The organism is Hymenobacter siberiensis, assembly GCF_018967865.2.
Classification (GTDB): Bacteria; Bacteroidota; Bacteroidia; order Cytophagales; family Hymenobacteraceae; genus Hymenobacter; species Hymenobacter siberiensis.
Map to the genome: position 1 here is coordinate 3,712,315 of NZ_JAHLZY020000001.1, position 15,664 is coordinate 3,727,978.

The following is a 15,664-nucleotide window of genomic DNA, read 5'->3' on the forward strand; positions in this document are numbered from 1 at the left end:
AGTTGGAAGTTGAATTTCAGGATAGAAGTCGTTAGGCTCCCCCTCTCCCCAAGGAGAGGGGGCCGGGGGGTGAGGTGAGACTAATGCTCCGTCGGCTCGGGGGCTTTGGCGCTCACCGACTTTTTTTCCTTTTTCTTATCGCCGCGGTGGCTGGCGCGTTCCTCCTGAATGTGGCGGAGGTAGTGCGTCACGTCGCCCGTTGGGTATTTGCCCGAGAAACAGGCGAAGCAGCTGCCGCCGTGGCCTTTCTCCTCGGCAAAAAGCTCCTCCAAATCCGACAAATCCTGGTAAATCACCTTATCGGCTTCGATGTAGCGGCAGATTTCTTCCGTCGAATAATTGGCCGCAATCAGCTCGGTGCTCATGGCCATGTCGATGCCATAGATGCAGGGCGACACGATGGGCGGCGCGCTGGAAATGAAGTATACCTCGGCCGCGCCGGCTTCGCGCAGCAGCCGCACGATGCGGCGCGAAGTAGTGCCGCGCACAATGCTGTCGTCCACCACGGCCACCTTCTTGCCCGCCACAAACTCGCGGATGGGGTTTAGCTTTTTCTTCACCACGTCCTCGCGGCCGGCCTGGGTGGGCACGATGAAGGAGCGGCCCATGTGGTTGTTTTTCACCAGCGCCCGGCGGTAGGGCACGCCAATGGCCTCGGCCAGCCCGGAGGCCGCGAAGTAGCCCGAGCTTGGCACGTCGATGACCATGTCGGGCTTCAGGCCGGCATCGACCACCTTGCGAGCCAGACGCTTGCCGAGGCGCACCCGCTCGCGGGCCACCAGGTGGCCATGAATCACGGAGTCTTCGCGGGCAAAGTAAATGTGCTCGAACGCACAGAACGCCTTGGGCGAGGCGTAAGGATTTTTATAGTGAACCTGAAAATTGTTGTCGATGAAGATGGCCTGACCCGGCCCCACATTCTTCACAAAGGCAAAATCGAGGTAGTCGAAGCAGGTACTTTCAGAAGCGAAAGCATACACCGGGCCGGCGGGCGTGTCGCGCCGCCCTAACACCAGCGGCCGGATGCCCAGCGGGTCGGTGAAAGCCAGCAGGCCATGCCCGGCTATCATCGTGATGGTGGCGTAGGCACCCTTCACCAGCTCCTGGGTGGTTTCTACGGCGTCGAAAATATCCACTACTGACAGGTGGTCGAGGTCTTTCACGCGCAGCTCCGAGGCGAAGGTGTACATGATGAGCTCCAGGTCGTTGGTGGTTTTGGGCAGCACGTGGTACTTGTCGTGCAGGCGCTTGGCCACGTCGCGAAAGTTGATTACGTTGCCGTTGTGCACCATGGCCAGCCCGAAGGGGTAGCTGGTAGTGAAAGGCTGCGCGAGGTCAGAATCGTTGGCGCCCTGGGTGGTGTAGCGCACATGCCCGATGCCGATGTTGCCTTTCAGCTTCTTCACGTGCTTGGGCTTGAACACGTCGTTGACGAGCCCCTGCCCCTTGTGCAGGTGGAACGAGTCGTCGAACGTGGCGATGCCAGCCGCATCCTGCCCCCGGTGCTGGAGGGCGGTGAGGCCGACAATCATATCAGCCACGACGTTATCGGGACCGTGAAAACCTACTATTCCGCACATGGGATGGGGTTGTTAATTTGTAAATAAGGGTGGGTTTGTCATGCAGAGCGCAGCGAAGCATCTTTACCGCTTCGTTGCATTCGCATTGATTACTACTGCGGTAAAGATGCTTCGCTGCGCTCTGCATGACGGCCTTTTTGTATCAGTTCAGCCAACGCTTGGGCATATAAATCATGCTCCACGGCCAGGCCGCGCCGCTCGACTTCCGCCAGGGTATCGGCCCCGCGCAAATCCACCGTTTGCTGAGCGAGAATGGGGCCGGTATCGAGGCCCTCATCAACCAGATGGACGGTGATTTTGGTTTCGGGCAGCTGGTTATTAAAAGCCCACTCGTAGGCGTGTAGGCCCTGGTGCTGGTGGGTGTCGGCGGGGTGAATATTGATGATACGGCCCGCAAACGGCTGAATGAAGGCCGGCGAAAGAATACGCATGTAGCCCGCCAGCACCACCAAATCGGGCTGATACTGCTGGAGCAGCGCGGCGGCTTCCGCATCGAATGTTTCGCGCTTGCGGCCCTGGCTGGGCAGCGAGGCTACCGGGCAGCCCTGCTCGGCGGCGAAGGTAAGGCCGGGCGCATCGGGCTTGTTACTGAACACCACCACCACTTCGGCCAGCCCTTGCAGCACACCAGTTTTGGTGGCTCCCAGCAGCGCCAGCATGTTGGAGCCGCGCCCCGACAGCAGGATAGCCAGGCGGGCAGGCCTCCCCCCCAGCCCCTCGCCGGGGGAGAGGGGCGCCAGACCACTTTGCGCAAAGGCATCAAGGAGCTTGGTCACTTTTAGGCGCGCTTCTGGTATCATACTATACTCAATTTACAACACTGTCTGTCAGCACCGGCGCGGGGCGTTGGGCAATGTCGGGCCGCACGTACATATCTTGGAAGCTAACGATACTGCACGCTTCGTAGGCGCGGGCAGTCGCATCAGCCAAATCAACGCCGTGGGCGGTGAGCACGAGCACGCGGCCGCCGTTGGTCACCAGCTCGCCGGCCTCGTTGCGCCGGGTGGCGCCGTGGTAGGCGCGCACACCAATGGGCAACTTATCGAGGCCGGTGATGGGGAAGCCGGTAGCGAATTTTGGAGCCGGGTAGCCGCCCGAGGCCAGCACCACGCCCACAAAAGCGCCGGGCCGCTGCACCACACCCTGCCGGGAAAGCGTGCCGTTGAGGGTGCCTTCGATGAGGGCCAGCAGGCTGCTGTCGAGGGCTGGCAGCAGGACTTCGGCTTCGGGGTCGCCGAGACGCACGTTGTATTCGAGCAGCTTGGGACCGGTGGGCGTGAGCATGATGCCGAAATACAGGAAGCCCCGGAAGTCGAACTGCTCGTGCTGGATACCGCCGAGGGTGGGGTCCACGATGTCGCGGCGGATGGCGGCGAGCACGTTGTCGTCGGCAAAGGGCACCGGGCAGTAGGCGCCCATGCCGCCGGTGTTGGGGCCGAGGTCGCCGGCCAGCAGCTGCTTGTGGTCCTGCGAAGTGGCCAGCAAGCGAATAACACGGCCATCGGTGAGACCGATGATGCTGATTTCGGGACCGGTCAATTTTTCCTCCAGCAGGAAGGAAAACCAGCCGGAGTAACTCGTTTGCAAATCATCAAACGCCGCTTCGGCTTCTTCCGGCGACGAGCACACATACACGCCCTTGCCGGCGGCCAGGCCGTCGTATTTCACCACCACATGCCCGCCCAGCTCAGCCGCTTTGGCGCGAGCTTCGGCAATGTTGTCGCTGCGGAAGGTCCAGGCCTGCGCCGTGGCCACGCCGTGGCGGCGCATGAATTCCTTGCTCCACACCTTCGAGCTTTCCAGCCGCGCCGCCGAGCGGGTAGGGCCGAACACCTGGATATTGGAGCCCGCGAAAAAGTCGGTGATGCCGGCCGCTAGCGGGGCTTCCGGCCCCACCACAATCAGCCGGGCGTCGTGGGCCTGCGCGAAGGCTTTCACGGCCTCGAAGTCGAGCGGGTCGATTTCGGGGTGGCTATTGGGAATGCCGGCGTTGCCGGGCAGCACGTGCACCGTGGCCCCGTCGCGGGTCAGCTTTTCGGCCAGGGCGTGCTCGCGCGCGCCGGAGCCGAGGAGGAGAAGGGTTTTAGTGTTTGACATCGTTCTGGCATAACCTCACCCCCCGGCCCCCTCTCCTTGGGGAGAGGAGGAGCCGAGGCGGCGTGGGTTTAGAGTTGTTTAAATTCCTCGTCGGCCGCTCTCAGCTTGGCTTTGGTGGCGAGAATATCCTGGCTCAGCCGTTCGCGCAGGCGGGGCAGGTTCAGGGCGCGCAGGGCACCCTGGGCGGCGTTGTCGGGGCGCACTACGGTGAGGTTGGGCGTGCCCGAGGGCATGATGACCGACGAGTTCAGGTTCATGGCCAGCTCGGCGTAGTCCTTGTAGGGCGGGCACGAAATCACGGGCACGTTCACGTTGGCGGCCAGGGCGCCGCCAAGGCCATTGCTCAGGCCGGCCACGGCGATGATGACGCCGGGCTCAATGCTGTTGTTCCAGATGTCGGCCATGCCGGCGATGGCTTCGCCGTTTTTGTGGGCCGAGGTCACGCGCAGCTGGGTGAATACGTCGTAGCCCTCAAACTGCTGGCGGATTTTCTCGCAGTGCTCCTTATCGGCGGGCGAGCCCATCACGATGTTCACCCAAGCATCCTTAATGAGGCCGGCCTGCACGAGGTTGGCCAGCATGCGGGCGCGGGCGTCCTGGCGGCCGGTGTGGGGCGCGTCGGCGGTGCCGGTTTCGGCGGTGGGCAGGGGCTCGCCCACAATGCGCTCGTAGATGTCGAGGTAGCGGCGGCTGGCTTCCTGGGCCACTTCCGGGGTGAGGGCGCGGGGGTACTGGCCGTCCTTTTTGTTGGCAATCAGCCACTGACGGACGTACTCCTTGTCCATCTGCTCGACCGTTTCGGGGTTCTGGGCGTAGTCCTCGGCGCTCCAGAAGCGCGACGAGTCGGGCGTGTGCATCTCGTCGATGAGAATCAGCTCGCCGTTCAGCAGGCCAAACTCATACTTGGTATCGACCAGAATAATGCCCTTCGCGGTCAGCTGCTCGGAGCCCACTTTGAACAACGCCAGGGATTTTTCCTTCATCTGGTCGTACAGCTCCTTGCTCACCCAACCTTCGCTCACGAGGTTTTCAGGGGTGATTTCGCGGTCCGACTCTTCCTTAGTCGTCGGCGTCACAATTGGCTCCGGAAACTGCTGGTGCTTGGTCAGGCCGTCGGGCACGGTCACGCCCGAGAACGTGCGCTGGCCCTTCTGGTAGCCCCGCAGCATCGAGCCGGTGATGTAGTTCCGCACAATCATTTCCACCTTAATGGGCTCGGCCTCCTTCACCAGCATGGCGTTGGCATCGATGAGCTTGATAACGTGATTAGGAATGATGTGGGCCGTCTTTTCGAACCAGAAATTAGCCAGGCCGTTTAGCACCGCACCCTTGTGGGGAATGGCAGTTTCCAGCACCGAGTCGAAGGCCGAGAGGCGGTCGGTCACGATGATGAGGCGGTCGCCGCTGGGCGCACGCAGGCTGTCGCGCACTTTGCCGCGGTGCAGCAGGGGGAGTTGGGGAGAAGCGAAGTGGGTGAGGGTGTTCATTAGCGACGTTTCTGAAAGAGACTAGTTTTGATTGACGATTTGTATGGTCGGGGCCGTAGCGGCATTCTTTTGGGCGATGTGCGCCACGATATTCTTGAAGATTTGCAGCCCCTCCCCTTCTTCCGAGGCATCGGGGTTCTGGCGGCGGCGGCGGGCCCAGTCGGGGTGGTTGTAGGCCGACAAAAAGGCCTCGGGGTGCGGCATGAGGCCAAAAACCTGGCCCGTGGGGTCCGTCAGGGCCGCGCAGTTCAGGGCTGCACCGTTGGGGTTGAAGGGATATACGTCGGTGGCGCTGCCGTCGAAATCGGCGTAGGTCAGGCAGTTCAGCCCGGCCGCTTCGATGGCGGCCTGCGTGGCGGCATCCGGAATCACCAGCCGGCCCTCACCGTGGCGCACGGGCACCTCTAGCGTATCAATGCCTTTGAGAAAAGGCGTGTTCGACAAGGGGTTGGCGCGGAGCGTCACCCACCGGTCTTCGTAGCGGCCGCTGGCGTTGTGCGTCAGCGTCACTTCGGGCGTCACGTCGCCGCCCATATTGGGCAGTAGCCCCAGCTTTACCAGCACCTGGAAGCCATTGCAGATGCCGAATACGAATTTGCCGTCGGCAATAAACTGCTTGATGTCATCGAGCAGGGTGCGACCCTTGGGACCGTTCTGGCGGTAGCGCAGCTTGTTAGCCAGCACCACGCCCGAGCCGAGGTCATCACCGAAGGAGAAGCCGCCGGGGAAGTTCAGAATGTCGAAATCGTGGATGCTCACCTGTCCGTGCAGCACCTGGTTGAGGTGCACGATGGTAGCTTCGGCCCCGGCCAGCCGGTAGGCCGCCGCGAATTCTTCTTCGCAGTTGATGCCGAATCCGGTCAGAATTAGTGCGTGAACCATGGAATTAGTGCGAAAGGGTTGAAGAGGGCACGCCCAGCAGCTGGTTCACCGGCCCGTTGGTCCAGGCAGCGCGCAACGTGGCGGTGTTAGCCGCAATAACCGGCTGGCCTGCGTGGCGCACGGTCAGCTGGCCATCCAGGGTCACGCGGCCGAGGCGGGTGGCGCGGCTACCGAGCAGCTGCTCGAACGCCACCACATCCTCCGGTGCTACCGTAGCCAGAAAGCGCGAGTGCGACTCCGAAAACAGCTGCGTCGCCAGCGGCAGACCGACGGTGGGCAGGTCGATTTCAGCCCCGTAGCCGTAGCCAAACGTGGTTTCGGCCAGCGCTACGGCGAGGCCGCCGTCGCTCAGGTCGTGGCAGGACTGGATGATGCGCTGGTCGTTGGCTTCGCCGATAAGGGTGTACAGCGCCTTGGCTTGGGCGAAGTCCACCTTCGGTACATTCGCACCAAGCTGGCCGTGCAGGGCGTAGAACTCAGAACCGCCCAGCTCGTCGTAAGTTTCGCCGAGCAGGTACACTACGTCGTCTGCTTGCTTGAAATCCGAAGTCACGGCGCGGCGCACGTCTTCCATTTTGGCCGTCATCGAGTAGAGCACGGTGGGCGGCACCGAAATCTTCACGCCATCGGCCTTGAAGTCGTTCTTCATCGAGTCCTTGCCGCTGGTGAGCGGGATGCAGTAGGCCGCCGTGGCGTCGCGTAGGGCTTCGCACATGCGCACCAGCTTGGCCAGCTTCTGCTTGCCATCGGGGTTACTGATGGGGTCGTACACCGAGTCGGGCACGCAGAAGTTGTCGTTCACCGACCAGAAAATCCCGTCGCCGGGCGTCAGGTTCGGGAGCTTCCCTCCTACCGCGATAATCTGGCGCACCCCCTCGTCGAACGCGCCGGCCGACATATGGTAGGCGTCCAAATCGCCGTAGCGCGGCAGGATGCCGTTACTCACGGCCACGCCTTCCCAGCTCTCGAAATTGAAGCGCACCACGGCCGCGTCCTGCGGGGCCTGGCCGGTGGCGCCCATCAGGGGCTTCACAATGGTGCGGCCCTTCACCTCGTGGTCGTACTGGCGAATCACTGATTCGCGCGAGCAGATATTGAGCGAGCCGAGCAGCTGCGTCAGCGTTTCGGTATAGTCCGTTGTAGCCGGAATCTCGGGCTCAGCGGCGGTGGGTTTGGTCCACTCGGCTTCCAGAATTTTGCGCGGCACGCCCTCGTGCAGAAACTCCATATTGAGGCGGGCCACCGGCGCACCATCGAAGCGCACGTCCAGGAAACCATCCGAGGTAAAGTGGCCGATATCGGTCAGCTCCACTTCCATTTCCTGGCCCAGCGACATGATTTCGGCCATTTTTCCGGGCTCGACCACCAGCGTAAACCGCTCCTGCGACTCGCTCACGAAAATCTCCCAGGGCCGCAGGCCGGGGTACTTCAGCGGTACACGCTCCAGCTGCACTACCGCGCCACCCGAGATGCCGGCCAGCTCGCCCACGCTAGACGAGAGGCCGCCCGCGCCGTTGTCGGTGCTGCATTTCAGCAGGCCGCGCCGGGCCGCCAGCATCAGGAAATCCATTGCCAGCTTCTGGGTGATTGGCGAACCGATTTGCACGGCCGTGGCGGGCGCGGTTTCATCGAGCTCGATGCTCGAAAACGTCGCGCCGTGAATGCCGTCCTTGCCCACCCGGCCACCGGCCATGATGATGCGGTCGCCGGCATCGATATTCTTTTCCCACGAATCCTTACCCGCAAACTGCATGGGCATCACCGCGCCGGTGCCGCAGTACACCAGCGGCTTGCCAGCATACCGGTCATCAAATACAATGGCGCCGTTCACCGTTGGAATGCCCGACTTGTTGCCGCCGTCTTCGATACCCTTGCGCACGCCTTCCAGAATGCGGCGCGGGTGCAGCTGCCCGGTCAGTAGCGGCCCATCGTACTCGGGGTTGCCGAAGCACAGCACGTTGGTATTGAACAGCAGCCGCGCGCCGCCGATGCCGGTGGCCAGTGGGTCGCGGTTGTTGCCCAGAATACCCGTGATGGCCCCGCCGTACGGGTCAATCGCCGAGGGCGAGTTGTGCGTTTCCACCTTCCACACGAACAGCGAGTCGGCGTTGATGCGCACCGCGCCGGCGTTGTCGGAGAATACTTTCACCAACCAGTCGTTGCCGTTGGCGCGCAGCTGGCGGTCTACTTCGGAAGTGGCGTCCTTGATGTAAGTTTTGAAGAGCGAATCAACCTGCTTCTCCTCACCCGTTTCCAGGTCTTTGTAGTTGATGAGGGCCGAAAACTCCTTGTGTTTGCAATGCTCCGACCACGTCTGGGCGATGATTTCCAGCTCGCAATCCGTGGGGTCAGCGGGCAGGCCGACGGCTTTCCGCTCCTCCTGAGTTTCGGCGGTGGCGAAGTAGTCGCGCACGGCCCGCATCTCCTCCAGGTTCAGCGCATAGATGTTCTCCCTCGAGAGCTGCACCAGCTCCGCATCAGTACGGCCGGTCAGCGAAATGACTTCGGTGATGGCTTCGGCGCCGCCGCCGGGGCGCGGCGTGTAGTCGCGGATACCATCGGCCACGCGCCCCACTTCCAGCCAGTTGATGAGCTTATTGCCAAGAAGCTCCTCCGCGATACGGCGCAGGTCAGCTTCGGGCAGGTCGTTTTCAATTAAATAGAGCTTCTTACTGAAAATGTGCTGCGTGTGCACGTCGAGCGGCTCGTTCAGCAGGTCGGCCAGGGCATTTTGGGCCGAGGTGCCTTCGTCGTCAGTCACGCCGGGGCGGCGGGCTACCAATATATAGGTAGCGAAGCCGGGCGCGGCCGTCAGCTCGTTCAGGCGCACGTCGTGCAGCACCGGGTCGGCGAGGCAGCGGGTGGCGAAATCGTGCAGCTGGGTTTCGCTGAGCGGGTAGCGCACCGTGTAGAGGGCGGCGCTGCGCACACGGCCAGTGGCCAGGCCGAGATGGCGGGCGGCGGCTTCGGCCACGCGCTGGCCGTCGCCGTCGTGCTGGCCGGGTTTCAGGGTAAGCTGAATGGTGTGGGTGGTGTTTTCGGACATTGAGAAAATCAGAACGTCAGCGAAACAACGTCATGCTGAGCGGAGCGCAGCGGAGTCGAAGCATCTCGCTTGTGACAGTAAATCAATCGTTGTAACATCATTGGTTAGTGGTTGCAAGCGAGATGTTTCGACTTCGCTGCGCTCAACATGACGTACTCAAAACGCTTTCTCCGGCCGGCTGCCGGGCTTCACTACCGGCACGCCGGCAGCACACAGGGGGCAACTCTCGGGGGCAAAGGTCGCTGCCTGCACCGAAAGCAGCGCGAAATGCGGGAAATCCAGCCCGCCCTTTCCGCCCGTGCGGTCAATCAGCGAAGCCACGGCCAGCACCTCTGCACCCATAGCACGCAGCACCTTAGCTACTTCCAGGGTACTTTTGCCGGTCGTCACTACATCTTCGGCAATAACCACTCTTTCACCCGGCTCGATGGTGAAGCCACGCCGCAGGGCCATCTGTCCGTCCGCGTCGCGCTCGGTGAAGATGCCGGGCACGCCCAGCTGCCGGGCCAGCTCGTAGCCAATCACCACGCCGCCCATGGCGGGGCCTACCACCACGTCGGGCTGCAGGCCGGCAGCCTGAATCTGGCCAGCCAGCGCGGCGGCGGCCGGTGCGGCCAGCTCCGGGCGGCGCAGGAAGCGGGCGCACTGCACGTAGGTATCGGAGTGCAGGCCCGACGACAGTCGGAAGTGCCCACGCAACAAGGCATCTTCCTGATGCAGCTGCCCGGTCAGCAGCTCGGCATCGAGGGCAATGGGCGAATGAGCTTGGGTGGTTTCAGTCATTTGATTCAGAAAGACTAACATGCAAAAAGCCGCGGTGAAGCGGCTTTTTAGTTCAGGCGTGGGTCGGGCTCGTTACGGCCCGGAATTCGTTGATTTGTTCCTGAAGCTCCCGGGCAGCGGCTCCAGCATCGGGAGCCTGCCAGATTCCCCGCGAGGAATTGATGAGCAGGCCGCTGCCATCCTGCCGCAGGCCGGCCCGCAGCGTGGCCGAAAGGTCGCCGCCCTGCACCCCGATGCCCGGCACCAGGAACCATTGCTCGGAGCAGGCGGCGCGGAGCTTGGCCACGGTGGCCGGCTCGGTTGCGCCTACTACCAGGCCCACGGTCGAGTCGGGTATTTCCTCGTCCATGAGCTTAGCCAGGCGGGCGGCCCAGTCGCTGATGGAGCCACCGCGCGTCATGGCCGCGTCCTGCAGGCCGTGCTGGGGCTTATTGGAGGTTTTCGCGAGGGAGAAAACGATTTTGCCGGGCCGGGCGAAGGGCCGAATGGTGTCGTCGCCCATATAGGGGTTCACGGTCACGCCGTCGGCACCCACAATGTCATAGGAGAAGCGGGCGTACTGCTCAGCCGTGTTGGCGATGTCACCGAATTTGCCGTCCAGAATCACCGGAATGTCCTTCGGGATATCGCGCACGGTTTGCTGGAGCAGGGCCACTCCGTTTTCACGGCTCAGAAAGAACGCAAGGTTGGGCTTGAACGCAGCCGCGTAGGGCGCGGCCTGGGCAATTACTTCGCCCAGACGGCGGGCCACGGTGACATCGTCACCGGTGGGGTCGAGGCCGACACAGAGCAGGGAATTAGCGGCTTGAACGCGGGCAATGAGCTTTTCCATAGAAATTTATTAATATGTTGAATATGAAAATGTGCGGAATGTGTGACCGGGGCTGCCCAATTCTTCACACGGACAACAAATCTTTGAACCGCCCTGCTGGACGCAACATGATGGCCCTGAAACCATTACTGGCCTCTGTCATCAACTTTATTTTCCATATTTCGCACATTTTTCTCATTTTCCCACATTTTCTATCTGCGCCACCTCGGTCGCCAGCCGCGCCGAGAGGCCCGGCGACAACCATTCGCCGCTGGCCACCTGCACGGCCTGCGCTCCTACGCGCAAGTAGTCCTGCACGTCGCGCAGCGTAAAAATGCCGCCCGTACCGAAGATGGGCAGCATCAGTTTCTCGTCATTGGCCAGCTCCCACACGCAGCGCTGGGCCAGTGGCCGCAGCGCCTCGCCCGAGAGGCCACCGACCAGCGGCGCGGCAGCGCGGTCGGTGGGCAGGTGCAATACCTTCAAGGTATTGGTAGCAGCCAGGGCGGTCGCGCCGCCCTCCTGCGCCGCCAGGGCCAAGCCCCGGATGTGGTCGGGCCACGGCGGCAGCTTTACAATCACGGCCGCATCGTCGCGCAGCTCGTTGCGCACGGCCTCGGTGGCCTCGCGCACGAAGCGGGCTGTTATATCGGCCCCCGAGCCGCCGGCCGGTACGGTAATGTATACCTCCACCCCAGCCAGTTGCTCGCCCACTTCCCGTTGCAGGTAGCGGGCAATTTTACGGAAGCCCGGCACGCCCGGCGCCGTAATGCTCACAAATACCGGCACGCCGAAACGGCGCAGGCGCGGCAGGTGCTCCTGCACTAGCCCTTCGGCCCCTTCGATGCGCAGGTCGGTGCGGTTGAGCAGGGTTTGGTCGGCGACCTGCAGGATGCCTTCGTCGCCGGGCAGGCCGGCGCGGGGCTCCATGGTCACGGTTTTGGTAAAAATCGCCCCCAGCTGCTCGTAACCCTCGCCGCCGAGCTCCCACGGGGCCGCCGCCAGGCACACCGCATTCTGTAACGTTATGGCTCCGAGTTTCATATTGATTTGAGCTGTTAGCTAATAGCTGTTGCCTACTAGCTCTTTATACAAGATACTAACAGCCAACGGAATTTTCCACAAACTAACAGCTAAGAGCCATCAGCTAATGGCCAGAATTTAGATAATGTTGTCGCGGTTAATCAGGAACGGCACGCACTCGCGGATGTCCGTCTGACCGAGGATGAACTGGGCCACGCGGGCCATGCCCACACCGGCACCCGAGTGCAGCTTCACGTCGTGCTCTTCGTGGAAGCCGAGGTACCCCTCGAAGTCTTCCAGCTTCATGCCCTGGCGGATGAGGCCGGCCAGCATCGAGCTGGTTTCCAGCTTGTGGCGCAGCTTGGCACCGTTGAACTCCCGCTCGGCCGAACCAGCCGACTCGCCGGCCAGCGGCAGCAGCAGGTCCGACGAGTTCACCACGCGGGGGTCGTCGTCGTTGTTGCGCATGTTGAAGAACTTGATGTCGGCCGGGTAGTGCGTGATGAAGATGGGACCCTCCAGCTCGGTGAGGCGGTTTTCTTCGGCAGCACCCAGGTCGTCGCCCCACTGCAGCTCGGGAAATCCTTCGGGCTTGAGGCGCTCGATGGCATCGGCGTAGGTCATGCGCTTAAAGGTGAGGTCTTTGATGTCCTCAGCATCGCGGCCAAACAGGGCCAGCTCCTTGGCGCACTTGGTGGCTACTTCGTTGGCGGCGGTGCGCACAATGCCGCTCAGGTGGCCCAGCAGTTCGTCGAGGTCGCCGAGGTGCTCAATTTCGAACAGGGTGAACTGCGCCAAGCGGCGATTATCAGCGTTCAGCTCCTTGCGGAAGCTCTGGATTTCGCCGCACACGCGGCCGCCTTCCACGGCCTGGGTCAGCATTTCGATGTAGAGCTGGTTCGACTGGGGCAGGAACATCTTCTTGCCGTCGTACCAGTCCAGCGTAAACAGGGTGTCAGTGTTTTCGCAAGCACCGGTCACGCCCACAATGTGGGGCATGTTGTGTACAGTCACGAAGCCTTCCTGCTCGCAGTACTTGCGGGCGCCGCGCATCATGGCATCCCATACTTTGATTACCGCCATGCGCTTGGGGTCGGTGCTCAGGTTGCGGTTGCCGGCGTGGGCCGAGGAGAGGGTAGCGGCGGCTACCTTGGGGGCGAGGGTGTTGGTGTCCATAAGATATTAGTTAAAAGCGGGTTTAGACTAAAAAGCTAGGGAGAAAACCGAACCAACTACGCACAAAAAAACCGTTTCGGAATCCGAAACGGTGGCGGGGCAATAACCAGAAAAAACAGCGGAAATAGCGGCGGCAAAATCGGTAAAACCGACGGCAGCAAAGACCTTCCGGTCCTCTCGCGGGTCGCTGTTGAGCAGGGTCCCGCGCTCTATCAACTGGTGTTTTGGTTGAAGCACGATGCAAAATTACGGAATGTTTACGCCGGGCAAACATTGGTAATGTTACCTTTTTGTTGGGTACTTATTTTTCAACTTTCATTTTCGCCCTAACTGGCTAATCGACCCACTCTTCACTCTGCTTTTTTGCTTCGGAAAAAATTCGGGCCTTCGTAACTAATTGCTTTGCAAGGACAACGTACCGTAACTTTGACTGTTTATTCCGGATATGTAGCCTTCATCTGCATTCAGCGGAAAGTAAAAAGCCCCTGAAATACACGGTATTTCAGGGGCTTTTTACTTTCCGGCCGGCTTACTTGCTATAACTGTAATTAATCGGCCAGAAACCGGGCGACAATTGTAATTATGGCCACAACTCAGCTGGTAGGGCCGGTGTCTACGTTCGACTCAATGGTGCTCTGCACGGTGGTGCTCACGGCCGAGAGAATATCATAGCCCGTAGCGGCTTCAATGGCGTTTACCGTGGTGCGATAAGCGCCCCAGGCCGTACCGATGGAGTTATTGTTGGGCATGTCCACGGCGATAACGCGGGTGCTGGTAGTTACGCGGCCGGCGTCGCCGGTGCCCTCGGGCAGCACCACCATCACCTTCCAGCAATTGCTGGGCACAGTGATGCGGCCGCTGCTAATGGTGGTGGCGTAGCCATTGGAGCCGGTGCCGCCGCTGCCGTAGCTGCCGGCAATGATGTAGACTTCGTTGCCGGCATTCACCAGGGTACGGGCGTAGTTCTCGAGGCCGGCCCAGGTTTGCTGGTTGTTGATGGGGGCCTGGGGCATCATATTCGTCATCAGAAAGGTGGCCGTGTTGTCGGCTACCGAGCCGGTGCGGTCGGCCGAGGGGCAGTTGTGGCCACGGTCGAAGCCCGAGCCCGAGTAGCTGGTGCTGCCTACGTGGTACCAGCTGCTGGGCAGGCTGGCATCGGAAGCGAAATTATCCTGGCGGGCGGTAGTGCCCAGCCAGGCGCTGCTCAGGTGCCAGCTCACCCAGTTCGGCTTGCCCTTATCGCGGCTGTACGAGAGGGTATACTGGGTTTTGGTCATCAGGTAGTTGTTGGGCGAGTTGGTGGCGTCGGTCACGGCGCCGCTGGGGTTGCCCATGGCCAGGTTGTTGTCGCGGGTGGCATCCTGGTTTACGGTGGCGGCAATGGGCTGCTGGCTGGGGGCTACTTGCTCGGTGCGCGAGCACGACGCGGCCAGGGTCAGGAGCAGCGCGGCGCTGCTGATGCGGGTAATGGTTTGCTTCATAAAAACAGGCAGGCAATGAGTTTTTGAATGATGACCGCAAAATTCCCTCTTTGGGATTGCCTCACCACCACCGTAATATTAACGCTACATTACCAATTGCCTAAATATTAGAGCATCAACATTTTGGCATTCGCTTTACAACAATTAAAAATCATAATTTACCTGTTTATTATTCAGACATATGCGCTCTGCCTTGTCACTTCGGTATTAGTTGGTTGGCAAGGCGGCGGGCCAGGGCCTGCCTAAACGACTGCCAATCAGCCTCACGGAAAACAGAAAGTCCCGCTGGCAATGCGCCAACGGGACTTTCTGCAAAGGGCCTGCGGTGTGCTGTTGGCCGCTAATTATCAGGCGTTGCGTAGCCAGCCGCTGTCCGGCAGCATCGCGTAGCACTACATGGTAGAGGCCGGGAGCCAACCTGGGCAATTCCAGACCGGTAGTGACCTGGCCCACGGGCTGCTGGCTCACCAGCTGGCCCATTTCCGAATACGTCTGCACCAGGCCGCCCCCGGCCGGCATGTTCACAAAATGCACCTTCACGGCCTGGGCATCGGGGGCGGGGTTGGGGTAGGTTTCGAGCTGCGGCACGGCCACTGCTTTGGCTACCGCCACCACCACTACGGACGAGAAGGACTGGGTGCTACCGTTATCAACCTGCCGCAGGCGGTAGTAGAGGGTGCTGACGCCCAGGTTGCCGGCTTCAGCATCGCGGAGCTTGTAGCCGAGGGGGCTAGTGCTGCTGCCGGCTGCCGCTACCTAGCCCACGGCCTGAAAGGCGGTTTCGCCGCCCGTGGAGCGCTCCACGGCAAAGTAGCTGCTGTTTTTCTCGGTGGCCGTGGTCCAGCTCAGGTCGGTGGTGGCGTTGTTCCACTTGCCTACAAAGGTTGTCAGCTCCACGGGCAGGGGCACAATGGTGGTAATAATGCCCCCGGCCAGGTTATCGGCAAAGGCCTGAAACACGTTGATGTTTACGCCCAGGGCCGCCGTTGAGGAATAGGGTCATTGCACCAAATGCGTAGTTAGCGTTTTCTGGTTGAGCTTAAAAAAACATGTGTCGATTGCTGAATCGGAAGCCCCTTTCCAGCGCCAGGATTCGGTGAAATGATTTACTGGCTGCTCAAATAGTTACAACAGCCTCCTCACAACTTGCCTTGTTCAAAGCGTGTTATTGGTCAATGCGTTGTGAATATTAGCTCAACTATAGCAACGCTAACTGTGCATTTGGCACAATGGCCCTAGCTTTTTATTGCGTATATTTGTAATATAACATTTTTAATATTACTTTTTATTCAGTTATC

The 15,664-nt window shown here is 61.0% G+C and carries 14 protein-coding genes; all 14 read right to left on the reverse strand.

Going from position 1 to position 15,664, the window contains the following annotated elements; translation table 11 throughout:
* Window positions 1-80 precede the first annotated feature (80 nt).
* Entirely contained in the window at window positions 81-1,580 is a 1,500-nt protein-coding gene (gene purF, locus KQ659_RS16465) for an amidophosphoribosyltransferase (protein ID WP_216680065.1), read from the reverse strand.
* Between the two features lie 92 nt (window positions 1,581-1,672).
* Window positions 1,673-2,356 (reverse strand): phosphoribosylglycinamide formyltransferase, encoded by a 684-nt coding sequence (gene purN, locus KQ659_RS16470; RefSeq protein WP_226930013.1) that lies wholly within the window; start codon window positions 2,354-2,356, stop codon window positions 1,673-1,675.
* Between the two features lie 31 nt (window positions 2,357-2,387).
* Window positions 2,388-3,677 (reverse strand): phosphoribosylamine--glycine ligase, encoded by a 1,290-nt coding sequence (gene purD, locus KQ659_RS16475; RefSeq protein WP_216688196.1) that lies wholly within the window; start codon window positions 3,675-3,677, stop codon window positions 2,388-2,390.
* Between the two features lie 68 nt (window positions 3,678-3,745).
* On the reverse strand, window positions 3,746-5,164 hold the full coding sequence (gene purC / locus KQ659_RS16480; RefSeq protein ID WP_216688195.1) for a phosphoribosylaminoimidazolesuccinocarboxamide synthase: 1,419 nt from the start codon (window positions 5,162-5,164) through the stop codon (window positions 3,746-3,748).
* Between the two features lie 21 nt (window positions 5,165-5,185).
* On the reverse strand, window positions 5,186-6,046 hold the full coding sequence (locus KQ659_RS16485) for a phosphoribosylformylglycinamidine synthase subunit PurQ (RefSeq protein WP_216680061.1): 861 nt from the start codon (window positions 6,044-6,046) through the stop codon (window positions 5,186-5,188).
* 4 nt (window positions 6,047-6,050) lie between these two features.
* Window positions 6,051-9,092, reverse strand: coding sequence for an AIR synthase-related protein (locus KQ659_RS16490; protein WP_216688194.1), 3,042 nt, complete (start codon window positions 9,090-9,092; stop codon window positions 6,051-6,053).
* 156 nt (window positions 9,093-9,248) lie between these two features.
* On the reverse strand, window positions 9,249-9,875 hold the full coding sequence (pyrE, locus tag KQ659_RS16495) for an orotate phosphoribosyltransferase (RefSeq protein WP_216680059.1): 627 nt from the start codon (window positions 9,873-9,875) through the stop codon (window positions 9,249-9,251).
* 52 nt (window positions 9,876-9,927) lie between these two features.
* A complete protein-coding gene (gene pyrF, locus KQ659_RS16500; RefSeq protein ID WP_216688193.1) occupies window positions 9,928-10,707 on the reverse strand; it encodes an orotidine-5'-phosphate decarboxylase in 780 nt (259 codons plus the stop codon).
* Between the two features lie 174 nt (window positions 10,708-10,881).
* Window positions 10,882-11,730: a dihydroorotate dehydrogenase gene (locus KQ659_RS16505; protein WP_216680057.1), complete on the reverse strand. Its 849-nt coding sequence runs from the start codon at window positions 11,728-11,730 to the stop codon at window positions 10,882-10,884.
* Window positions 11,731-11,847: 117 nt separating this feature from the next.
* Entirely contained in the window at window positions 11,848-12,885 is a 1,038-nt protein-coding gene (locus KQ659_RS16510) for an amino acid--tRNA ligase-related protein (RefSeq protein WP_216688192.1), read from the reverse strand.
* A 27-nt stretch (window positions 12,886-12,912) separates the two neighbouring features.
* Window positions 12,913-13,122, reverse strand: coding sequence for a hypothetical protein (locus KQ659_RS16515; protein WP_216680055.1), 210 nt, complete (start codon window positions 13,120-13,122; stop codon window positions 12,913-12,915).
* A gap of 356 nt (window positions 13,123-13,478) precedes the next feature.
* On the reverse strand, window positions 13,479-14,366 hold the full coding sequence (locus KQ659_RS16520) for a DNA/RNA non-specific endonuclease (protein ID WP_216680054.1): 888 nt from the start codon (window positions 14,364-14,366) through the stop codon (window positions 13,479-13,481).
* A 207-nt stretch (window positions 14,367-14,573) separates the two neighbouring features.
* Window positions 14,574-14,978, reverse strand: a complete 405-nt coding sequence (locus KQ659_RS16525) for a T9SS type A sorting domain-containing protein (RefSeq protein WP_216688191.1) — start codon at window positions 14,976-14,978, stop codon at window positions 14,574-14,576.
* Between the two features lie 144 nt (window positions 14,979-15,122).
* Window positions 15,123-15,326 carry a hypothetical protein gene (locus KQ659_RS16530; protein WP_216680052.1) on the reverse strand — a complete coding sequence of 68 codons (204 nt, stop codon included), beginning with the start codon at window positions 15,324-15,326 and terminating at the stop codon, window positions 15,123-15,125.
* Between the last annotated feature and the right edge of the window lie 338 nt (window positions 15,327-15,664).